At 58.6% G+C, this 21,626-nt stretch carries 17 protein-coding genes and 2 tRNA genes; 10 read left to right on the top strand and 9 right to left on the bottom strand.

From position 1 onward, the window contains the following. The first annotated feature begins 103 nt into the window (after window positions 1-103). The 5 genes from QP109_RS02720 to QP109_RS02700 all read left to right on the top strand — a co-directional run bounded on the left by QP109_RS02720 (window position 104) and on the right by QP109_RS02700 (window position 4,343). Window positions 104-1,444: an AGE family epimerase/isomerase gene (locus tag QP109_RS02720; RefSeq protein ID WP_285023166.1), complete on the top strand. Its 1,341-nt coding sequence runs from the start codon at window positions 104-106 to the stop codon at window positions 1,442-1,444. Window positions 1,445-1,615: 171 nt separating this feature from the next. After that, a tRNA-Ser gene (locus QP109_RS02715) sits at window positions 1,616-1,702 on the top strand. A 321-nt stretch (window positions 1,703-2,023) separates the two neighbouring features. Then, window positions 2,024-2,112, top strand: a tRNA-Ser gene (locus tag QP109_RS02710). Window positions 2,113-2,352: 240 nt separating this feature from the next. Further along, the gene (gene nagB, locus QP109_RS02705) at window positions 2,353-3,129 is read left to right on the top strand and encodes a glucosamine-6-phosphate deaminase (RefSeq protein ID WP_101628502.1); all 777 of its coding nucleotides are present in this window, start codon (window positions 2,353-2,355) and stop codon (window positions 3,127-3,129) included. Further along, on the top strand, window positions 3,111-4,343 hold the full coding sequence (locus QP109_RS02700; protein WP_285023165.1) for an N-acetylglucosamine-6-phosphate deacetylase: 1,233 nt from the start codon (window positions 3,111-3,113) through the stop codon (window positions 4,341-4,343). The genes nagB and QP109_RS02700 overlap by 19 nt, the downstream gene beginning before the upstream one ends. A 342-nt stretch (window positions 4,344-4,685) precedes the next feature. Here the strand turns inward: QP109_RS02700 and hemL are convergent, their stop codons facing one another. The 6 genes from hemL to hemE all read right to left on the bottom strand — a co-directional run bounded on the left by hemL (window position 4,686) and on the right by hemE (window position 11,807). Then, window positions 4,686-6,005, bottom strand: a complete 1,320-nt coding sequence (gene hemL / locus QP109_RS02695) for a glutamate-1-semialdehyde 2,1-aminomutase (protein WP_285023164.1) — start codon at window positions 6,003-6,005, stop codon at window positions 4,686-4,688. A gap of 98 nt (window positions 6,006-6,103) precedes the next feature. Further along, window positions 6,104-7,087, bottom strand: a complete 984-nt coding sequence (gene hemB / locus QP109_RS02690) for a porphobilinogen synthase (protein WP_285023161.1) — start codon at window positions 7,085-7,087, stop codon at window positions 6,104-6,106. Window positions 7,088-7,093: 6 nt separating this feature from the next. Continuing rightward, window positions 7,094-7,933, bottom strand: coding sequence for a uroporphyrinogen-III synthase (locus tag QP109_RS02685; protein WP_285023159.1), 840 nt, complete (start codon window positions 7,931-7,933; stop codon window positions 7,094-7,096). Then, entirely contained in the window at window positions 7,930-8,946 is a 1,017-nt protein-coding gene (gene hemC, locus QP109_RS02680) for a hydroxymethylbilane synthase (protein WP_285023157.1), read from the bottom strand. Before hemC ends, QP109_RS02685 begins: the two co-directional genes overlap by 4 nt. Window positions 8,947-9,150: 204 nt before the next feature. Beyond that, complete coding sequence (locus tag QP109_RS02675) at window positions 9,151-10,701, bottom strand: protoporphyrinogen/coproporphyrinogen oxidase (protein WP_285023156.1); 1,551 nt, start codon at window positions 10,699-10,701, stop codon at window positions 9,151-9,153. Next, window positions 10,698-11,807: a uroporphyrinogen decarboxylase gene (gene hemE, locus QP109_RS02670; RefSeq protein WP_285023155.1), complete on the bottom strand. Its 1,110-nt coding sequence runs from the start codon at window positions 11,805-11,807 to the stop codon at window positions 10,698-10,700. The genes QP109_RS02675 and hemE overlap by 4 nt, the downstream gene beginning before the upstream one ends. Before the next feature lie 152 nt (window positions 11,808-11,959). Between hemE and QP109_RS02665 the strand changes: the two genes are divergently transcribed. From QP109_RS02665 to recR, 5 genes are all read left to right on the top strand, one after another. Continuing rightward, window positions 11,960-13,159, top strand: a complete 1,200-nt coding sequence (locus tag QP109_RS02665) for a glutamyl-tRNA reductase (protein ID WP_285023153.1) — start codon at window positions 11,960-11,962, stop codon at window positions 13,157-13,159. Beyond that, window positions 13,104-14,366, top strand: coding sequence for a ferrochelatase (locus QP109_RS09395; RefSeq protein WP_502929270.1), 1,263 nt, complete (start codon window positions 13,104-13,106; stop codon window positions 14,364-14,366). Before QP109_RS02665 ends, QP109_RS09395 begins: the two co-directional genes overlap by 56 nt. Before the next feature lie 109 nt (window positions 14,367-14,475). Further along, window positions 14,476-15,219, top strand: a complete 744-nt coding sequence (gene hemQ / locus QP109_RS09390) for a hydrogen peroxide-dependent heme synthase (protein WP_442822568.1) — start codon at window positions 14,476-14,478, stop codon at window positions 15,217-15,219. A gap of 379 nt (window positions 15,220-15,598) precedes the next feature. Then, window positions 15,599-18,454 (top strand): DNA polymerase III subunit gamma and tau, encoded by a 2,856-nt coding sequence (locus QP109_RS02655; protein WP_101628512.1) that lies wholly within the window; start codon window positions 15,599-15,601, stop codon window positions 18,452-18,454. Between the two features lie 2 nt (window positions 18,455-18,456). Next, the gene (recR, locus tag QP109_RS02650; protein WP_101628513.1) at window positions 18,457-19,053 is read left to right on the top strand and encodes a recombination mediator RecR; all 597 of its coding nucleotides are present in this window, start codon (window positions 18,457-18,459) and stop codon (window positions 19,051-19,053) included. Between the two features lie 56 nt (window positions 19,054-19,109). Here recR and QP109_RS02645 read toward each other — a convergent pair whose 3' ends face one another. From QP109_RS02645 to QP109_RS02635, 3 genes are all read right to left on the bottom strand, one after another. Then, on the bottom strand, window positions 19,110-19,469 hold the full coding sequence (locus tag QP109_RS02645; protein ID WP_243381284.1) for a TM2 domain-containing protein: 360 nt from the start codon (window positions 19,467-19,469) through the stop codon (window positions 19,110-19,112). Window positions 19,470-19,836: 367 nt separating this feature from the next. Further along, on the bottom strand, window positions 19,837-20,637 hold the full coding sequence (locus QP109_RS02640; protein WP_285023151.1) for an ABC transporter ATP-binding protein: 801 nt from the start codon (window positions 20,635-20,637) through the stop codon (window positions 19,837-19,839). After that, complete coding sequence (locus QP109_RS02635; RefSeq protein ID WP_285023149.1) at window positions 20,637-21,584, bottom strand: ABC transporter permease; 948 nt, start codon at window positions 21,582-21,584, stop codon at window positions 20,637-20,639. The genes QP109_RS02640 and QP109_RS02635 overlap by 1 nt, the downstream gene beginning before the upstream one ends. Window positions 21,585-21,626: the final 42 nt, after the last annotated feature.

The raw sequence follows: 21,626 nt of genomic DNA, 5'->3' as shown, positions 1-21,626 counted from the left end.
AACCGAATTCGCAGATGAGGCACCAATACCGCTAGTATATGTAACGCCGGTCACGCCGGTGCGCGTACGCGACCATGCAACGAAGATGATGCAGGAGGCCCTCGTGGGGTGGTTCGACTCTATTGAGCACAACAGGTGGCTATCAGCCCAAATGCAAGCGTTAATCGCCGAAGCAGAAGGGGCGATTGTGCCCACGGGCTTCGCGCACCTGACCGATCAGGGCGAACCTGACCCGACCCGAAGCATCGACCTTGCCGTCACCGCGCGAATGGCATACGTCTTTTCGCTGGGTGTTCTGATGGGCCTGCCTGGCACACGTCGCTACGCCGACCACGCCATCAAGTGCATGAATCGCTACTTCGTTGACCCCGTCAATGGTGGCATGTGGACCTCCATCAAGCCTGAACCCGACGCCGACGGACACGGCGTTCCGTGGGATGACGCCGTCCGTGACAAGTCGCAGTATCACAACGCGTACGTGATCCTTGGTGTTGCCGCGGCCACGGTTGCCAACCGCCCAGCTGCCCACGAACTGCTGACCACCCTGCTCCACGACCAAGAACGCCACTGGATCGAACCAAATGGCCTGGTCGTTGATCAATTCGACGAAGCATTCACGCAAGCGTTGCCGGTACGCGCTATGGGCACTCTGCTTCACACTGCCGAGGCCTATCTTGCTGCCGCCGAAGCGACCACCGACCCCGTCTGGCTCGAACGCGCCGAGGCAATGGCGGCCTTCACGTATCACACAGCGTCCGCGAACAACTGGCGCCTGCCCGAGTATTACGACAACTCATGGCGGGCGCTGACCGGAGAACCTCAGGGGCAGACCGACGGGCGTCGCGTCTACCACGGCTACGTCACCGGACATGCTCTGCAGTGGTCGCGTCTTGCCCTGCAGATTCGTGCCGGCCTACGCTCTATGGATCGCACCGTGCCCGACTATCTGATGGAAATGGGCCTCGAACTATTCGAACGCGCCCGCGTTGATGGCTGGCGACGTTGCGACGGCGAACCCGGTTTCGCCACCTGCGTTGATGGCATGGGTGAGCCCGTCCCGGGAGAAGATGAACACCAGCAGTGGGTTGTCTGTGAAGGCATTACCGCGGCGGCGTCCCTACGTCGTGCCTACCTGGATGATGGTGTCACTCCCGGCGAGGTTGAGCACTTTGAACACTGCTACCGTTCCTTCCTTGATTTCGCTAATGACTATCTGATTTCTCAGCCGGGACGCTGGGTTCGTCGCCTCGACGCGCACAACCAGTCCGTTGTTGCAGCGAAGTCGTCGCGCTGGGATGTGTACCACGCTGTTCAGGCGATGCTTGCCGTCCGAGTTCCGCTCTGGCCGCCCTACGCGTCCTCCCTGTCGCGCGGACTGTTGGATCATCCGGAAGAGGCACCGTCGGATAAGAAGTCGTGGAACCTGTTCCACTTCCGCCACTGAGAATCTCAGTTGGGTGTTGGTTCCGTTACTGATTGACGAGGCCGGCCACGCTTGACTGATCTTCTCGCTGACCGTGGGGCCGCGGATTGTGTCATCGTGATACATTCCGCGGCCCCAGGTGTTTGTTCGGTTCTGAGTTTTGAATGTTTTTCATGTACTCTGAATCCCACTGGAGGGCTGACCGAGCGGCCGAAGGTGACGGTCTTGAAAACCGTTGTGTCAGCAATGGCACCGGGGGTTCGAATCCCTCGCCCTCCGCTCTGATATGTGTCGCGACATTGTGTGTGCAATGTCGCGACACTTTTTTGTGCACCTCGTATGTCGTCGATGGGGCGGTGCTGGTAGTGCTTATTGCTCTAGCGGGTGTTGGTGCACTGACATCTCGTCGTCGCAAGGATGAAGACTCGGTAACGGTTGAACGTTCGTAACAGTTGAACGTTCCTGAGGAGGAGAGAACTCGGCTCGACTGAGCCGAGTTCTCTCCATCGGGGAGTGCCAATGCTTTCGTAATGTGATTTCGATGCGCCAATTTCCCTCACGGCATCGAAACCCGTTAGGATTAGTGGGTACTTCCGTACTGGAGACGTGGCTGAGTGGCTGAAAGCGCACCCCTGCTAAGGGTGTGTACGTGTTGAAGCGTACCGCGGGTTCGAATCCCGCCGTCTCCGCCCTTGAAGCGCTAACCGCCTAGAATTAAACCAGTCCAACTTTTGGAGGCTAGTCCATTTCAACGAATGGCGGGGTTTGTTGTGGTCGCCGGTTCCTGTGGCATGATCGGCGTTACGTTATGGACATAATTCCACCGCGCTTCGTACATGCGGTGAACGTATTCCGCGATAATCGTCCAAATCATAAACTGATGTCACCGGTTAAAAGACGCACTTAGGTCATCAAAGGAGTCCCACACCATGCAGATCGGTATTTTTAAGACGGCTGACGAAGTTGCAGACGTCGCTATCAAGGAATTGATTGATGTCCTGTCGGTCGCCGACGTGAAGACGCTGGGCGTTGCTACGGGTTCTACTCCCTTGGCTCTTTATGCTCGTATTCGCGATGCTCATGCAGCGGGGACGTTCTCTCTGACGGATTTCAAGGCGTTCGCGCTTGACGAGTATGTCGGTATTGCCGAGGACCATCCGGAGGGCTACCGTAAGGTCCTGTCCCGCGAGCTCGTCGGTGATGACAAGACCGGCCTGACCGAAGAAAACCTCAATGTTCCCAACGGTTTCGCCGACGATCTTGAGGCTGCAGCGAAGGGTTATGACGAGGCAATCAAGGCTGCCGGTGGCGTGACCCTGCAGATCCTCGGCATCGGTTCAGACGGTCATATCGGCTTCAATGAACCGGGCGGTTCGCTGGTGTCGCGCACGCACGTTGATGCGTTGACCAAGCAGACTCGCGAAGACAACTCTCGGTTCTTCGACGGCGACATGAGCCAGGTTCCGACCCGTTGCATGACGCAGGGCCTGGGCACGATCATGGACGCGAAGCACCTGCTGATGATCGTCACCGGAGAAGGCAAAGCTGACGCGGTTGCAGCGATGATCGAGGGTGGCGTTTCGGCTCTCTGGCCGGCGTCCATCATCCAGATGCACCCCAGCGTCACGGTTCTGCTCGACGAAGCAGCTGCCTCAAAGCTCGCCCACAAGGACGTGTACACGAACGCGTGGGAGATCCTGCGATGAGCTCCGCGGGTGCACTCTCAGTCAGCGGACTGGTCGACGAGGACTCTGTCGTCACTCTCAGCGGGCAGGTACTGGACGCTGACGGTCACACGCTTGGTTCCGGCCTGGTTGTGAAGGATGGTCGCGTTGTCGAGGTTCTGCCGTATGACGAGTCCGTGAAGGGCTGGATTACTCCAGGTTTCATTGACATTCACTGCCACGGTGGCGGGGGATGCTCGTTCCCGGATGAGCCGACGTTTGAAAAGATCATGACGGCGATTAATGCTCACCGTCAGATGGGGACGACGGCAATGCTGGCGTCAACGGTGTCGTTGGTGGACCCGTTGCCGGCGATCCGCGAACTGGTCGTAGCCTGCGAGTCCGGTGATCTGATCGGCATTCACATGGAGGGCCCGTACATTTCGCCTCACAAGTGCGGTGCGCAGAATCCGGAAGCGGTACGTAACCCTGACCTTGATGAGCTACGCACGTGGCTTGAAGCGGGCAAGGGCTACATTCGCACGATGACGATTGCTCCCGAAGTGGAAGGTGCTACCGAGGCTGCAAAGCTCCTGTTGGACTATGGCGCAATCCCGTCGTGGGGGCACACGGTGTCGTCGGGGCCTCGTACTCGCGAGGTTATCGCCGAGACGACCGCCTACGCGAAGCAGATCGGATTCAAGACTCTGCCACAGACTGCGACGCACCTGTTCAATGCAATGCCTGGGATCACGCATCGCGCTCCCGGTCCCGTCCGTGAATTGCTCGCTGCCGCTCGCGCGGGTGAGGTCGCCGTTGAACTGGTTGCTGACACGATCCACGTGGACGCTGACTTGGTGTCCGACGTCGTCCGCTTCGTCGAGCCTGAAAACCCGCACGGCGTTGTCTTCGTGACCGACGCGATGGCGGGCGCTGGTATGCCCGATGGTAATTACCAGCTCGGTGGCTTGGACGTGGATATCACCGACGGTGTTGCTGTTCTTGCAGGAACGGACACGATTGCCGGTGGCACGGCCCGTATCGCCGAGGAACTGCAACGCTTGGTGCGAGGCGGATTCTTGAGCATCGAACAAGTTGTTCGCGCAGGCGTTGGTGCGCCCGCCACGGTGCTCGGAATCGAGGGACGCGCTGGCGTGACCCTCACTTTCGAGCCTGGTGTCGTCCTGAATGCCGTTGTCTTTACCGAGGACTTTGAGGTTGCTGAGGTCTACAGGGAAGGCCAGCGTCTGAAGTAGGCCAATCTGGTCGCTGTTTTCACGCATTGAGCGCACGGTGTCCCCGTTGACGAGCACGTCAGCGGGGACACCGTGGCTTGTAGGGCATACGTGGGCCTCATGCCCGAATTGTGTGTCGTGTTGGAATGCTTCCGCGGGCTACGGCGCATGTATGAGTCGTGACTTCTACGAGCCCGTCTAAGCCGTAGCTCCCTAAAGATACTCGCGTAGAAGAAGCGTGCAGAAAGATGTGGGGTTAATACCCAAACGTGCCCGCTACCTGGGAAACCAGGTAGCGGGCACGTCCTATCAAAGGGTAGTGCTCTGGCATTCTCGTCAGATTGTGGGGGTGCAGGCGAGCCTTCACTGTGGCTTTACGGCGCGTGCAGCTGCGCGCGCCGCTACGGGAGCCGCCGCGGCAATTGCTTCAAACTCCCGTTCGCCGTGCGAGGCTGACACGAACCACGCTTCAAAGAGCGACGGTGGCAAGGAAACACCGGCATCAAGGAAAGCGTGGAAGAACGCCGGGTGACGCCACGTATCCTGCGCCTGCATTTGAGCGTAGTTGATCAGTGGAGCCTGCGCGGCCTCGTCCCCAAATGCGATGGAGAACAGTGAACCGGCGCGCTGAACGCCGAAGGGGACACCCTCGGCGACAAGGGCAGACGACACGATGTCGATGACCGTCTGCGCGGCTGAGTCAACATGGTCGTACACGCCCTGATCGGCAAGCTTCAGGGTGGCAATACCGGCTGCGGTCGCCAGCGGATTGCCGGACAGGGTTCCTGCCTGATAGACGGGACCGAGCGGAGCCAGCAGGTTCATCACATCTGCCCGTCCGCCGACCGCTGCCAGTGGCATACCGCCACCGACAACCTTCCCGAACGTGAAAAGATCGGGTGACCAACCACCTTCGGATACTGAACGCAAGCCCCACATTCCGCCGGCAGAAACCCGGAAGCCGGTCAATACCTCGTCCAAGATCATCAGCGCACCGTACTTTTCAGTGACGCGACGAATCGCTAGGTTGAACGATCCGGGGTCAACAACGCCCATATTGGCCGGCGCACCTTCGCAGATGACGGCGGCAATTTCTTGACCGCGGGTGGCAAAGCATTCTTCGAGGGCCACCTCGTCGTGGTAGGGCAACACGATCGTCTGAGCGCTGACCGCAGCCGGCACGCCAGCGGATCCGGGCAAACCTCCGGTAGCAACACCCGATCCTGCGGCCGCAAGCAAGGCGTCAGAATGCCCGTGGTAACAGCCGGCAAACTTCACGATCAGGTCGCGACCGGTTGCTCCGCGTGCCAGACGCATGGCGGTCATGGTGGCTTCAGTGCCGGTGGAGACGAAACGGACGCGCTCGGCGACGCTCACCCTAGAACGGATCAGTTCGGCGAGTTCAACTTCCGCCTCGGTCGGCGCACCAAACGACAAGCCTTTCGCTGCCGCCTTCTGAACGGCTTCGATGACTGCCGGGTGCGAGTGTCCCAACAATGCGGGTCCCCACGAACACACCAAGTCCACGTATTCGCGCCCAGTCGCGTCCTTCACATATGCGCCCTGCGCGGATGTGATGAACGGCGGGACGCCACCGACGGATCCGTACGCGCGCACGGGAGAATCAACTCCGCCGGGAATCACGCCTAAAGCGCGGGTGAATAGTTCTTCGTTGGTGGTCATCGGGTTCTCCGTATATTCATCAGTCTAACGTTGTATAGAAATTGACGAGGCCGCTCAGTTTTGCGCAGTTGCCGGGTGTCTCTGGGTGGTGCGTGGGTTTACTTTTGAAGACGCGTGGCAACTTCAAGCGCCCAATAGGTGAGGACCATGTCAGCGCCTGCGCGCACGATCGCGGTGATGGATTCATCAATGATGGCATCGCGGTTGATCCACCCGTTTGCGGCGGCTGCTTCTACCATGGCGTATTCGCCGGACACCTGATAGGCGGCGACTGGGACGCTCGACAGTGAAGCGACTTCAGCCAAAACATCAAGGTAGGCAAGCGCGGGCTTGACCATGACGATGTCAGCCCCTTCCTCGATGTCGAGCAGAACTTCGCGTACGCCTTCGCGCTTGTTCGCGGGATCCTGCTGGTAGGTGCGACGGTCGCCTTTCAGGGTCGAGTCGACGGCTTCGCGGAATGGGCCGTAGAACGCGGACGCGTACTTTGCCGAGTAGGCAAGGATGGCAACATCTGCGTGCCCATTATCGTCAAGCCCTTCGCGGATTGCGCGCACCTGGCCGTCCATCATCCCCGATGGGGACACCATGTGGGCGCCGGCTTCAGCCTGAGACAGAGCCATCTTGACGTACAGATCTAAGGTTGGATCGTTGTCAACGCGACCCTGTTCGTCGAGGACACCGCAGTGCCCATGGTCAGTGAACTCGTCGAGGCAGGTGTCAGCACAGATGACGAGCGCATCGCCCACTTCTTCGGCAACGGCAGTGATGCCACGGTTCAGAATCCCGCCTTCTGCCCACGCCTGCGAACCGTTCGGATCACGCACCTCGGGCACACCAAACAGGTCAATTCCGCCGATGCCAGCTTCGGCGCACTCGGCTGCGTAGCGACGCAACGAATCAATGTCGAACTGGAACTGGCCGGGCATTGAAGTGATCGGCACGGGAGAGTCGATGCCTTCGCGGACGAACACGGGTGCGATCAGTTGCTGAGCGCTCACTCGAGTTTCCCGGACGAGGCCACGCATCGCAGCAGACTGTCGAACTCGGCGGGGGCGGAAGAATGGAGCGGGAGAAGTCATGGAAAGTCAGATCCCTTTCTTTGGTGAATGACCAGCATGTGTTTCAAGAATGCGCTTGACACAGTCGGCAACCGCTTCAGGAGTGGGATGATCGGCGACAATGACCTGAGCTTCGGGAGCGATCTCTGCCATCGTCGCGGCGCTCGCCTGTCCCAACACAATGACGGGAATATGCGGGAAGAAGTAGTGCGCAACGTCTTTCAAAGCCCGTGCTGATGACGGGGCGGTGATGACCGTCGCGGTCACAGAGGTGGACGAGCACATCGTCGCAAGCTTGCGAGAATAACGCGGAGCGACCGTCACCGTTGTGTAGACCGGATAATGACGGACCGAATAGCCGGTCTCGCTCAGCATCTGGCGAAGCTGAACCCTGGCGATTGCCGACTGTGGAAGTAGTACTTCGCGAGTCTGGACACTGCGCTCGCGATCGAAAGCGACAACAGCGTTCGCCAAGTCCTCCCCGGACCCTTCGGATTGCAGATCAGCGTCGATGCCGAGCGCTTTCAATGCTTTCGCTGTGGCGGGGCCAACCACGCCGATGCGCGCGCCTCTTTCGTGCACGCACTTCATATAATCGACAAAACTCTCGATGCGATGTGCGCATACGCGAATCGTGCGCGCCGAAGTAAACAGAATCCATCCGCACGAACCCGTTGACGCGTAGGTCATCAGATCATCTGCGAAACGCTTGCACTCCTCGTCACTCACTGTGGTGCGAGTGAGTTCCAAAGATTCAGCGTGAACGTGCACGTCCGGAGTCGAGAGGGCTTCGATTGCCTGCCCAAACGGGTCGGGGCGCTCCTTTGAATGTGGGCGCGTAATGAAGACGTGTGCGTCGGTGCTCATTTCGCCTGATTCTTCGTGGCGTGTATGTCAGCGACTTCTTCGGCTCCCGCCCTAAGCAGGGTTTGCGCAAGCGTGCGTCCCAGCAAGATTGCGGCCTCGTGCGCCTCGGTGGAGATCGCGGACGTGGAATCGTGGGCCAGGGGAATGGGACACGAGGCCACACGTTCAAGCACCTGGCTGCCATCGGTCGCGATCACGCGCCCGTGCAGGGTCAATACTCCGTCGTCGATTGTGCCAAGCGCTCCAAGTGGTGCAGCGCATCCGGCACCCAATGCGTTCATGAGCGAGCGCTCTGCAGTTACGCCGATGTGTGTTGCCGGGTCATCCAACGACGCAACAAGAGCGATCAACGCGGGATCCCAGTCGGATCGCACTTCAACAGCCAGTGCCCCTTGGGCGGCGGCAGGAAGTATCTGATTGATCGGAAGGTACTGTGAAATCGCCTCTGACATGCCTAAACGGTTGAGCCCTGCGGTTGCCAATATGACGGCGTCCAGATCTTCGTTGATGCGTGCGAGGCGCGTCGGAACATTGCCACGAATATCGACGATCTGAATGTCGGGGCGGGTAGCCAGAATCTGGGCACTACGCCTGGGAGAACCCGTGCCAACCTTTGCACCTTCTGGAAGCTCTGCCAACGGCACGCCACCTCGTGAACAGAGAGCGTCACGAACATCTTCGCGCGGTGGCATAGCGACGAGGGTCAAACCGTCAATATCGCCGGTCGGCAGATCCTTACACGAATGCACGGCGATATCGCATTCGCCAGCAAGTAGAGATTCGCGCAGGCGGGCAACGAATACCCCGGTTCCACCCAGCTTCGACAGGGGAGTTGGGTCAACGTCGCCGTGAGTCGTGATCTGAACAAGCTCCACGCGGACGGAGATGCCCGCATTTGCGCCAGCTTCTTCGATCGCGTCCGCCACCATCTGAGATTGGGTGAGGGCAAGCTTCGAAGCCCGCGTGCCCAGCTTGAGGACGGGGGTATCGGAAGCGGGGATAGGGGAGTTCATGGTCACCATTGCAGATTAGACGAGATGAGGGTAATTCGATAATTGATATTGACAAAAGTCGGTTCTCTTCACGCAATTTTTCGGATTCAATCATTTTTATGACAGAGTGAATTAAAAACTATGTAGGGGAGTCGGAATTTATGTGACAAATATTCGACAATAGGTAATTACGTAATTTGCGTTTCGGGATTAAATGAATTCTTTTCACCTGTCGAAAAGGAATGAGCGCCTCTCACCCCGTACGCGCTGACGTGTATCTGCCACCACGCCGGCGATTCCGGAACCTGATACCCACGCCCCACAAATCAGCAAGCCGGGCAATGATTCCGCCTTCTGACGCAGGGCACTGATTCGACGAGCCAAGTTGGGCGTCGCCTGCGCCAAAGTGCCATTCCAGTGAATCACCCTGTGATCGATCACGTCCTCGGCTCCAAGATCTGTGCCGGTCAGCACGCTGGCGTCATGCAGAAGCTCGCCCAGTGATGGCGTTCGATCTTCATCTCCGGGTCGACCGTAAGACAGGCGAAGAAGATGAACGTGCTCCCCGTGAGCCTCGCGCAATTCGTCGGCAATCCATGCCCACTTCACATCCAGCTGAGAAAGTGCTTTCGCGCCTACAGGGCACTCGGCAACGGAAGAAATATCCGGCGAAACCAGCAATCCAGGACCAACCGGAGCGCTATCTAGTGCGCCTGCTCGAACAGCGAGGAAAGATCGCACAATCGGCGCGCCCGGCGCAAACGCGCATTCTTGGGCTTCCGGGAACAAAGGGGTCAGCACGCGCAGAGCAGGTGCGTGCGAACAAGCCAGAATGACGCGACTGGCTGTTAGTAGACGTCCGACCGGCGTGCGACGTGGTTCTGCGGAAGGAGCTCCAGCTGGGGTCGTATTGCGAATATCCACCTGCCATTGGACGGTGCTCGAGTCGCTGGAACTGACCTGCGTGCGACAGATCGCTTCCGCGCCGCAACGCGTCGCAATCATGCCACCCTTTGCCAGAATCTCAGCTGTAAGGGCGTCGATCAGAACCTGCATTCCACCCTCAATGCTGACGTCGCCACGCGGCCCGCTGGACTTTTCCAGTCGTGCGCCAACAGCCTTTGCAAGGCTCTTGTGATGGAGTAGGTCAGCGCGCATCCCGGGTAGTACACGGTCGACATCCAGCTTCTCAGGATCCTGCGAGTGAATACCAGCTACCAGCGGGCGGACCAAGCGATCAAGTGTGGCTCGCCCCATGCGGGCTTCAATAAACGAGGCCACGTCGGCGCATTCGGCGCCGACGTGGGGAGGCAAAGTCAAGTCTTCGCATGCGCGCATCGCCCCTTGCGCCCCAAGAATTGCCCGGACTTCTGCCGATGCCGGGTTAGAAGGGATACCCATCATCGAGCCCGATGGGAACCGGTGAAGACCCCACGTGGTTTGGACAGAATCAGGAACGGGCGGCAGGAAATAATGCGAGCGTCCTCCACCGGGTGCAGTGACTTTCAGCCCCAGCTCTTCAGCCATAGAGGTCACCGCGGTGCCTCGTGGAGCAAAACTCTCCGCGCCGATGTCGACGTGAGCAGCGCCCACCATCATCGATGCGACCTGGCCGCCCACATAGCCTCGCGATTCAACAAGCAGGGTCGCCTGGCCTGCTTTGACGGATTCCCAGGCGGAAACAAGTCCAGCAATTCCGCCACCGATCACGATCGTGTCCCAGTGATCGCGGGACAATTCGCTTGTCGATGAGATCGTGCGATCTTTGGCGCTCATAGCGAATGCACCAACTCGACCAGACGTGTCAGAACGCTTGGATCCGTGTCCTTTGGAACGCCGTGAGCAAGGTTGAAAATGTGGGACGGTGCGGCCTTACCTTGACGAATAATCTGACGCACCTTTTCTTCAAGAATGTCGAATGGAACGGTCAGGTAGGCGGGATCCAAATTGCCCTGCAGGGGAACAGTATTGTCAAAAAGCGCGGATGCTGAGTCTAAAGAAATGCGCTGGTCAACGCCGATGACATCGCCACCTGCATCATGCATCGCGGTCAGCAACTGCGGTGTGCCCGTGCCGAAATGGATCATCGGGGCGTGCGCTCCAGTTGTTGAACTCAGGACGCGACCGGCAACCTCGATCGCACGCGCTGAATAGGGGGACACGTAGCGCCGGTAGTCGTCTTCGCCCAGTACGCCAACCCACGAATCGAACAGCTGAGTGGCTGATGCGCCAGCCGACACTTGCTCAGCGATAAACGCTCCGGTGACATCTGCGCACCACGTCATCAGCCGATCCCACGACTGAGGATCCGAATACATGAACGCTCGAGCTTCGCAATGGTCGCGCGAAGGTTGGCCGGCAACCAGGTAGCAGGCGAGGGTAAAAGGTGCGCCACCAAAACCGATGAGGGGAGTGGACCCGAGCTGGGCAACCGTCATGTGTACGGCTTGGCGGATCTGCTCAATTCCGGGCGCGATTGAAAGCGATGCTCCGCGCTCTGTCAGACGATCAACGTCATTCGCGCAACGAATCGGAGACGCGATGACGGGGCCAACGCCCGCCACTATCTCCACATCCACACCCGCAAGTCGCAGGGGAACCATGATGTCCGAATAGAACACCGCTGCATCAACCCCGTGGCGACGAACCGGCTGTAGTGTCGCCTCACTTGCCAATTCGGGAGTCAGGCACACGTCTAACATTGATGCCTGCGAGCGTGCGCGAAGCTCGCGATATTCGGGCAAAGAACGTCCAGCCTGACGCATAAACCAGACGGGGGTCGTGGCTGGGCGACGGCCCGACACTGCTTGCATGAACGAAGACTCGGACACGGGTGACGTGGCGGCCTTCGTCGCCAAGGGCGCGTTGTCCAAAAGGGTCACGGTTTTCCTTACATGGTGGGGACAGATTCAACAATTAGTTTTTATGTCAAAGTGTCATTTATTTTATCTGTCAAATTGTCGTTAAATGAGTTTTCAAAATGTTTCACATAAATTGTGAATCATACGTTTAATTATGGTTTGATTGCGACGAAATGGGAATTCATATTTTATCCGTCAGCCATTCCGACCAAGGCCTTGATGCCGTGGCCGAGGCTAGTCGCACCACCCCGTCGATTGTCGATGAATTCCTCAAAGCCGGAGTAATCGACGGTGCGGTCACGATATCGACCTGTAACCGCGTCGATATTGTTGTTGACTCCGCTGAATTCCCGGTGACGCTGAATGAGCGACTCGACGCGGTGACATCGCGCTCTGGTCGCGATGCCGTCGCCTACCTGTTTCGCGTTGCCTCAGGCTTGGACTCCATGGTCATCGGAGAACGTGAAATTGTCGGCCAAGTCCGTCGCGCAGCTGAAGTGGCCACGCAACGGGGGACGATCACTCCCGCTCTTTCGCGCCTCTTCCAATCCTCGTCCGCGGTGTCACGCAAAGTAGCTGCGAAAACAAGCCTTGCTGGCCATGGGCGCTCCATTGTTCACGTGGCGCTTGACTTGGCGAAAGAAGTGCGAGGCGACCTCGGCGACCAACGCGCCATCCTCTTTGGAACCGGGTCCTACGCGGGTGCAACTGTCAGTGCCCTGCGCGACCATGGCGTCCGCGAGATCGGAGTCCACTCAGCATCGGGGCGCGCCGAAGCGTTCTGTGAGGGGCACGGCGCCCGCCCGATTGTCTCCGACACCATTGACGACGAGCTTGCCCACGCGGACCTCATTGTTTCGTGCAGAGGCAGTGGTCAGCCAGTCTTGACCGCAGAGCAGATATGCGCGGTCGTATCTACCCGAGGCGCCGACAGCCCACTGATCATTGTCGATCTTGCGTTGGTTCCCGATATTGAAATCGACGATTTCGAAGCAGACCAGGTGGTTCGCATCGGCTTGGACAACGTCTCTGATCGCCTGCCCGCAGTCCAACGCGAAGACATCGACATCGCCGAAGCCATCATTGCCGACGCCGTCACAACCTTCGTCAACGTCGCCCATGGCGCGGATGTCGACCGTGCGATTGTGAACCTCAGAAACGCAGTTGACGCGATCGTTGAAGAAGAATGTGCCACTCTTTCTCACCTTTCTGGGGACGAGGCCGCGCGCACTGCTCGAGCCCTCCACCATTTGGCGGCGCGTTTGGTGAACGCGCCCTGCCGTACTGCCAGGGCAGCAGTAGCAGACGGAAATGCACATGAATACCTCGAAGCGCTTGAACGAGTCCTTGGAATTGGAGCAGAAAATGACTGATCTGACCGCACCCTACGATGCGCTTCTCGTGGTTTCCTACGGTGGCCCGAACGGCCCCGACGATGTGCTCCCCTTCATGCGTAACGCCACGAAAGGCAAGGGGATCCCGGACGAGCGCCTGCTGGAAGTCTCCGGTCACTACGGTCATTTCGGGGGAGTCAGTCCCATCAACGCCTGCAACGAGGCCCTGCTAGAAGCTCTGCGCGAGGAACTGCACTCACGAGGCGCGGACATCACTATTGGCCTCGGAAACCGAAACTGGCACCCCTTCATGTCGGAAACAACCGCGGAACTTGCCCAGGGTGGTGCCCGCAGAATCCTGATGATGCAGACCTCTGCCTACGCCTCGTACTCCGGATGCCGGCAGTACCGCGAAGATGTCGCGGACGCGCTCGCCCTGCTCCCCGATGGGGGCAAGGACATTACCGTTGATAAGGTTCGCTCGTACCACGATTCTCCCGGCTTTCTTACCGCCCAGATCGACGTTGTTAGCGAATCAGTGAAGACGCTACTCGATCGTGGAATTGCGATCGACGATTTGCACCTCGTCTTCGTCACCCACTCCATCCCCACCCCGATGCAGGGCGGATCCGGTAATCCCGACAAGACCGGCTCAGACTACGTGGCCCAGCATCTCGCGCTCATGGAACTGATCGTCCCCGCAGTTGAAGAAAAGCTTGGACTCAAAGCAGGAACGCTGAAAAACGACCTCGCTTTCTGCTCGCGTTCGGGCAACCCGAACGCATCCTGGCTGGAACCCGACATCAATGATCGGCTCGAAGAACTCAAAGCCGAAGGCATCAAAGCCGTCTCATGCGCGCCCATCGGCTTTATTTCCGACCACATGGAAGTCGTCTTTGACCTCGACACCGAAGCCAAGCAAACTGCGGCCGACCTGGAACTCGACTACGACCGCGCGCACACCGTCGACACACACCCCGCATTCATCGCATCCCTTGCCGACCTCATCCTTGAACGCGCAGCCCGCGCTCGCGGAGAAAACCCAGAACAACCCTCGACCCTTCCGCTGGGCGCGTGGCCGGACGAATGCACAAGCCACTGCTGTCGCATGATCGAAGGTCTCGACACGGGAAAGACAGTCGTTGCAGGGCCAACCGCCGCGAAGAATGGCGAACTACCCACGCACGCTCGCCCACGTGGTGCACACCACCCGACCGAACCCGCCCCAGAAAAGCCACGTGAGTAAGAACGGTGGGCGGCCTCGTCAATCAGAGGAAACTGCCCGCTGAACAACCGCGCCAACTGAAACAAACAATCAAATAGCTTCACACAAAGCTCACATCAAAGGAGAACCAATGAGCCAGACCGGAAAGACCTACTCGCACAAGGATCCGCGCGACGCCACCGATGTCGATATCGACGCCATCAACAACGGTTTCCACTACGGCCTGACCTCGGTCTTCGAGACCGGCGCACCGCTACCGGCCGACGAAGCAGAACGCAAGGTTCTGGTTGAGGAAACCCTGGCAGCCATCACCCCCGAGGGCGTGGAACTGCGTGGCACCTACGACCTTGCTGGTCTGCGCGCCGACGCTGACCTGCTGGTGTGGTGGCTCGCCGACGATCCGCTCGCGTTGCAGAAGGCCTACCGCGGTCTGCTCGCGTCGCCCTTGGGTGCCTACCTGATCCCCGTCTGGTCCGTCATGGGCCAGCACACTCCCGCAGAATTCAACACCCGCCACGTGCCCGCATGTTTCGCAGGCGTCGCACCGCGCGACTGGATCACCGTCTATCCGTTTGTCCGCTCCTACGACTGGTACCTGATGGAGCCCGAAGAGCGTAGCGCCATCATGGCCGAGCATGGCAAGAACGGCTTCAGCCAGTACCCGGATGTCAAGGGTTCGACCCTGTCCGCATTCGGTATGTCCGACTACGAGTGGATTCTCGCATTCGAGGCTGACACGCTCGATCGCTTGGAGGGTGTGCTTCACGCTCAGCGCTACACCCGTGCTCGCCTGCACGTGCGCGAGGACCGTCCGTTCTACACCGGTCACCGCGTCTCGCTTGGCGAATGGGCCGACGTTCAGCCGCAGGCGTGATACCCCCGATGGGGTGAAGTCCCTGACTACATAAACTGACTACATAATCTTTCGGGCTCGTGCCACTACCGTGGTGCGAGCCCGATTGTTTTGAAGTTCGCGTGTATGGTCGCGAAAACAGTCCGCGCCCAGGCACCTGGCCACCGAAGTGTGGGAGTCGACCGTTGTGCGGTTGCGTTTATGGGCTACTGGCGAGTCGAAAAAGCGAAGGGTCAGCACTGAAATCTGATTATTCTTTCGTCCGTTGAATAAACGGAATCTGAACAGTGACTTTTCCTTGCTATTGAGGCGATAATGACGGTGAATGTGGAGGAGTGGTTCTCCCCATTTTTTCTGGCATACAAACGCATTTCTACATGGGTACACGTAGGGTTGGACTGTGACCACAGCTCTGTATCGTCGTTATCGTCCAGACACATTTGCTTCCGTCATCGGTCAAGACCATGTGACGGGGCCACTTCGTGCTGCTCTGCGTGCAAACAAAGTGACCCACGCATACCTGTTTTCGGGTCCGCGCGGGTGTGGAAAGACCACGTCAGCGCGTATTCTGGCCCGCTGTCTGAACTGCAAGCAAGGACCGACTGATACTCCGTGTGGAACTTGCCCGTCGTGCGTGGAACTGGCCACCGGTGGTTCGGGGTCGCTCGACGTTGTCGAAATTGACGCAGCCAGCCACGGTGGCGTTGATGATGCGCGTGACCTGCGTGAGCGCGCCACCTTCGCGCCCGTGCGTGATCGCTACAAGATCTTCATCATCGACGAAGCCCACATGGTTACAAATCAGGGCTTTAACGCGTTGCTGAAGCTGGTGGAAGAACCCCCAGAGCACGTGAAGTTTGTCTTCGCAACGACAGAACCAGAGCGTGTGATCGGAACGATTCGTTCTCGTACCCATCACTACCCGTTCCGTCTGGTTCCGCCAGATGTGTTGGAACCCTACCTGCAGCAGTTGGCGGACGAAGAACACGTCAACATTGGCTCCGGTGTTCTGCCACTGGTTATGCGCGCTGGTGGTGGGTCAGTGCGTGACACTCTTTCCGTTCTTGATCAGTTGATGGCAGGCTCCATCGACTCAGCTGTCACGTATGAAACCGCTGTTTCACTGCTAGGATACACGGACTCGGCTCTTCTTGACGAGATTGTTGATGGCCTCGCTGGTGGCGACGGTGCGGCGGCTTACCGCGTTATTGAACGCATGGTGGATTCTGGTCATGATCCGCGTCGCTTCGTTGAAGACTTTCTTCAAACGCTGCGTGACCTGCTGATTATCGCGGTCGCAGGTGACGGCGCAGGCGATGTGCTGACATCCATCCCTGCTGAGCGTCTTGATCGTATGCGCCATCAGGCAGTGAACTGGGGTCCGCGTCCGCTGTCTCGCGCAGCTGATCTGACCGATGAGGCACTTCGTTCCATGACCGGTGCAACATCACCGCGCCTCCAGCTTGAGCTTCTTATTGGGCGCATTCTTGTGCCGACACCTTCTGGTCAGGCTGTTGCAGATATGCCGGTTCCCGGCACGGTTGGCATGCCCGGTGGGGGTGCTCCAAGGGAGCATCACGGTGCTGATTATGCTGGAAATAAGCCGATTGGTGCCGCCCCTTCAGCTTCTGGTCCCCAGGCGGCTCGCGCTGCGTTGGCGCAGACAGCCCAACGCGCTTCGCGCCCTGATTCGAACCAGCAGGACCAGCCGGCGGATCTGGCAGCACATGCCCAAGCTCCTTCGTCTCCGCATTACGAGGGGGCGCCGGTTTCCGATGCTCCTACCCCAATGCCTCAGCAGGGCTCCTCGTGGCCCGATGTGGCTCCGACCGCTTCGTCCTCGTGGGATGACTCGTCGGTCGCCCAGTCTCAGAACAGTGCTCCCGCTGTTGAGCTTGAAGAGCCCGCGCCTGCGCCACAGGCAGAGCCTCAGTCGGTCGGCGCGGCCTCGTCAACTGAAGCACCAGCTCGCCAGACACCACGTCAGAACGGCGGGAAGCAGGCGGACATCGTTCGAGCTCGATGGAATGAAGTGCTTGACCGTCTGGCCTCGATGAGTCGCGTCGCATGGTCGCTGATCAACACGAACGCGCAGTTGGGTGCGATTGAGGGGTCGAACCTTGTGTTGGTGTTCCCCTCCGAAGGAATCATGGCGAACTTTGAACGCGGTGGCAGACATCAGATCGTCTCCGACGCGATCTACGAGGTCACTGGTCTGCGCTATGAACTCAGCGCACAGGTGGGACAAGCATCGGGAGGGCCGGCAGTAACGGCACCTTCGGCACCCGCATCGCACCATGCATATTCCGATCCGGCTCACGCCAATCAGTCCTATTCAGGTCAGACGCAGAACGTCCCACTCAACAACACCGCGAACCGAGCTGGACAGCCTGATGCTGGATGGGTTTCGGAGCCGCCCCCTTTTGAGCACCGCGTTGTCCAGGCTCCTGACGTTGGTTCACAGGCCGTGGGCGATCCAGCGCCACGTGTTTCCCCCAATCCAGCCCCGCACGTCGGCTCTGATCCGGTAGTGTCGGATGACCCGTGGGGTGAAGTAGTTATTCGCACTCCGCACGAAGACGTTGAAGAGCCAGCCCAAGCGCGTGAACCTGAACCGCAGGATGGTCTGAGCGAATCGCAACAGGTGCACAACGACCCGCAACCTAGCCGTGATGACGCTTGGTCAGCTGGGGCTGAGTCTGCTTCAAGGTGGTTGGATTCGGATCCCGCCGAGGCGCCTGCGGATTCTAGCCCGGGTTTTAAGGTTCACTCGGATTCGTCGGCAACATCCGATGATCGCCCCTCCGATGGTCGCGGTGACGATCAGGCAGACTCCGAGTCTTTAACTCAGGTAGAACCAGTGCGTACCGGGGGGCCGGTACGCCGCGCCATGAGCGTCTTCACCTACGACGATTTTGACCCGCAAAATGCGAGCGACGATCAGGTGACAACGCCTAGTGGGTGGGCGGATGCTCCCGTTGCTCAGACGAACTCGGTGAGCTTTGAAGACTTCGGCGATACGGCTCAATCTGCAGATGACTCCTGGGCTAACGGTGACAATAGCGCTGGTAGCGATGCCCATAATGATGGGTCTATTGATGACGGTCAGGATTCCGCTCCGCTCGACATGGGTGAAGACCTGCCCTCAATGGATGACGAAGATATTGAAACCACAACTATGGTCGGAATCCCCGTTGTCCTCGACGTCCTTGGTGGCAAGATCATTGAAACAATCCCGAACGGAAGTGAACGCTGACCATGTACGAAGGTGCTCTTCAAGATTTGATTGATGAGTTCGGTCAGCTTCCCGGAATCGGACCGAAGTCTGCCCAACGCATGGCCATGCACGTATTGGATGCGGAACCAGATGACGTTGCTCGACTCGTTGATGCTATTCAGGCAGTGCGGAAAAAGGTTCACCACTGCTCGGTGTGCGCGAATCTGACCGAAGAAGAAACCTGTTCTATCTGCAGAGACGTCCGACGTGACCCCACAATGATCTGCGTCGTCGAAGAACCGAAAGACATCCAAGCGATCGAAGCGTCACGGGTATTCCGCGGACGCTACCACGTGCTCGGCGGGGTCATCGACCCGATCCGTGGCATCGGCCCCGAGCAACTCCGTATCCGTCAACTGCTGTCGCGTCTTGAAGACGATCAGATTACCGAGGTCATTATCGCGACCAACCCGAATGTCGAAGGCGACGCAACCGCTGCGTTCATCGTCAGAATGTTGAAGAGCATCGGCGTTTCAACATCGCGTCTTGCCATGGGCTTGCCAATGGGTGGCGACCTTGAATACGCCGACTCGAAGACTTTGGGTCGGGCCCTTGAAGGACGAACCGCTCTGGGCTGACAGTGTCATCCCAGAGCGGTTCGTTCGAACTGCAAGTCCGACAAAGACGAAGAAACTCAGTCGGTGAGCTCAATGCCGTTGCCGTCGCGGTGCCACTCGCTACCCGGGGCGGACACCAGAATGAGGATGCCTTCAATGAAGCCCCACAGGCAAGCAATACCGAAGGTGAAGATTGTCAGAACCAGCTGAATGACAGCGCGGGTGGTGCGACCAAGGTAGAAGTTGTGGATGCCAAAACCTCCAAGGAAAATGCCCAGGATACCGGCGATAATCTTTGACTTCTGCTGGTAGCCCGCCGGAACGGAGGTTGCGAATGTAGGCTGGCCGTACGGCTGTCCCTGCTGGGCGTAACCTTGCTCTTGGTTGGTGTACTGCGGGTCTGATTGGCCGTTGAACTGCGGAGTCGGTGTTGTCATCGTATGAACTCGTTTCGTTGTGAGAACGTTTAACGCAACTAAGGTTAGTGAATACTTACTACGGACACAAGGAAGTGTCACGAACCAGACCATGTGTGCGGTGAATGATCACAGGGAACCCACAGTAGGCGAGCGGGACAGATAGTGCGCTAGCGTGAAACGATCTGAGCGTGAGTCCAGCATCTGAATCGTCATGTGTTCGCTCTGATGGCACGCCCGCTCGCATCCTTGTTGTGGATGAAGAGTCTTTGCTTGCCGTTTGCCGTTGTTGCCTAGTGGTTTAATCGTGAAAAGCAGTGTTGGGGGGAGTACGTCGATGACGTACTCCCCCAACACTGTTGGTAACGCTTTAGTGCGTCACCGGGTGCTAGGCCAAGAGAGTGCGGTCAGAGAGTCCCGCTCCACCTTCGCCTCGCAGCGTATCGAACTGAGCAAGAAGGGATTCGACAGTTGCATTCTTCTTTTCTTCACCCGCCAACTCGAACATGATGCGACCTTCGTGCATCATGATTAGGCGGTTGCCCATGGACAGTGCTTGCTCCATGTTGTGTGTGACCATCAGCGCCGTCAGATTCTTCGACGCGACAGCATCTCGGGTCAGCTCGGTAATCAGAGCAGCACGCTTCGGGTCAAGAGCGGCGGTGTGCTCGTCAAGAAGCAGGACGCGCGGGTGAGAGAAGGTCGCCATCGTCAGCGACAGAGCCTGACGCTGGCCACCGGACAGCAGACCAACCTTGGCAGTCAGGCGATTTTCGAGGCCCTGTTCGAGAGGTGCCAGAACGTCGCGGAACATGGCGCGCTTCTTCGCTGTCAGAGCAGGCCCCAGGGTTCGGCGGTTGCCTCGTGACCATGCGAGCGCAAGATTCTCTTCGATCGAAAGGTGGGGTGCGGTGCCAGCCATCGGATCCTGGAAGACACGTGAAACGTAGCGCGCAACCGCGTAATCCGGAAGCTTCGTGACGTCCTTATCGTCGATCGTCACGCGACCCACGTCAGCCTGGTAACGGCCAGAAATGACATTCAGCAGTGTCGACTTACCGGCGCCGTTTGAGCCGATGATCGTGACGAAGTCACCCTCGTCAAGGTGGAGTGAAATATCGCGAAGCGCCGCGCGCTCGTTGATGGTACCGCGGAAGAATGTCTTAGTGACGGCTTCGATATCAAGCATCAGAGCACCACCTTTTCGTTGTCGCGCTCTTCAGGCGTGTGCGTAATGTCAGGCTCGGGAACCAGTGTGTGCGCGCGACGGCGCTCGCGGATCTTTGAGAAGAAACCGACACGAGGAATCATCAGTGCGAGGAATACGATGATCGCACTGATCAGCTTCATGTCATTTGCTTCAAGGAACTCGATGCCGAGGGCAAGCTGGATGATGACGCGGTAGACGATCGAGCCGATCACGACGAACATCGAGGTGATCCATACGCCACGCGACCCGATCAGTGCCGTACCGATAATGACCGATGCCAGGCCGGCAACAATCAAGCCGATGCCCATCGAAATGTCGGCGTAGCCCTGGTACTGAGCGACAAGAGCGCCAGAGGCGGCAACGAGGCCATTTGAAAGGGCAAGGCCGATAATCTTCATCGTTCCCGTGGGAACACCCTGGGCGCGAGCCATACCTTCGTTGTCACCGGTCGAGCGCATGCCAAGACCGATCTGGGTCGACAAGAACCAGTTGAAGGCGGTGGTGACGACGCCGATTAAGACGGCGAAGATAGCGACGGATACCCACGAGCCGTTCAGGCCCGCGTCGCGCAGGGGAGTGAGGACAGTTTCTACACCACGAAGAAGCGGAACATTTGCTTTGCCGAGAATACGCAGGTTGATCGAGTACAGGCCGATCTGCGTCAAAATTCCGGCAAGCAGGGGGTGAATGCCTGCTTTGACGTGGAGGAAACCGGTAATTGAGCCCGCAATACAACCGGCAAAGAAGCCGGCGATCGAGGCAAGCCACGGGTTCTGGCCGGCGGTGATCATGATTGCTGCAACCGCTGCGCCCGTTGTAAAGGATGAGTCGACGGTCAGGTCAGCGATATCGAGTACTCGGAACGTCAGGTACACGCCGAGTGCCATGAGGCCGTAGATCAGGCCAAGGTCGAGAGCTGTAAGCACTGGTTTTCCTTTTCAGGGTTTGTTTTCACGCGCGGGTGCTCA

The organism is Pauljensenia sp. UMB9872, from assembly GCF_030212665.1.
In the GTDB taxonomy this organism is placed as follows: domain Bacteria; phylum Actinomycetota; class Actinomycetes; order Actinomycetales; family Actinomycetaceae; genus Pauljensenia; species Pauljensenia turicensis_B.
The sequence above is the reverse complement of the archived record's forward strand: the minus strand, read 5'-3'. Positions and strand labels throughout refer to the sequence as shown.

Excerpts from the sequence above, each read along its gene's own strand:
- nagB (WP_101628502.1), top strand. The coding sequence starts at position 2,353 with ATGCAGATCGGTATTTTTAAGACGGCTGACGAAGTTGCAGACGTCGCT.
- hemL (WP_285023164.1), bottom strand. The coding sequence starts at position 6,005 with ATGACCACCAACGAAGAACTATTCACCCGCGCTTTAGGCGTGATTCCC.
- hemB (WP_285023161.1), bottom strand. The coding sequence starts at position 7,087 with ATGACTTCTCCCGCTCCATTCTTCCGCCCCCGCCGAGTTCGACAGTCT.
- QP109_RS02685 (WP_285023159.1), bottom strand. The coding sequence starts at position 7,933 with ATGAGCACCGACGCACACGTCTTCATTACGCGCCCACATTCAAAGGAG.
- hemC (WP_285023157.1), bottom strand. The coding sequence starts at position 8,946 with ATGAACTCCCCTATCCCCGCTTCCGATACCCCCGTCCTCAAGCTGGGC.
- QP109_RS02675 (WP_285023156.1), bottom strand. The coding sequence starts at position 10,701 with ATGAGCGCCAAAGATCGCACGATCTCATCGACAAGCGAATTGTCCCGC.
- QP109_RS02665 (WP_285023153.1), top strand. The coding sequence starts at position 11,960 with ATGGGAATTCATATTTTATCCGTCAGCCATTCCGACCAAGGCCTTGAT.
- QP109_RS09395 (WP_502929270.1), top strand. The coding sequence starts at position 13,104 with ATGAATACCTCGAAGCGCTTGAACGAGTCCTTGGAATTGGAGCAGAAA.
- hemQ (WP_442822568.1), top strand. The coding sequence starts at position 14,476 with ATGAGCCAGACCGGAAAGACCTACTCGCACAAGGATCCGCGCGACGCC.
- recR (WP_101628513.1), top strand. The coding sequence starts at position 18,457 with ATGTACGAAGGTGCTCTTCAAGATTTGATTGATGAGTTCGGTCAGCTT.
- QP109_RS02645 (WP_243381284.1), bottom strand. The coding sequence starts at position 19,469 with ATGACAACACCGACTCCGCAGTTCAACGGCCAATCAGACCCGCAGTAC.
- QP109_RS02640 (WP_285023151.1), bottom strand. The coding sequence starts at position 20,637 with ATGCTTGATATCGAAGCCGTCACTAAGACATTCTTCCGCGGTACCATC.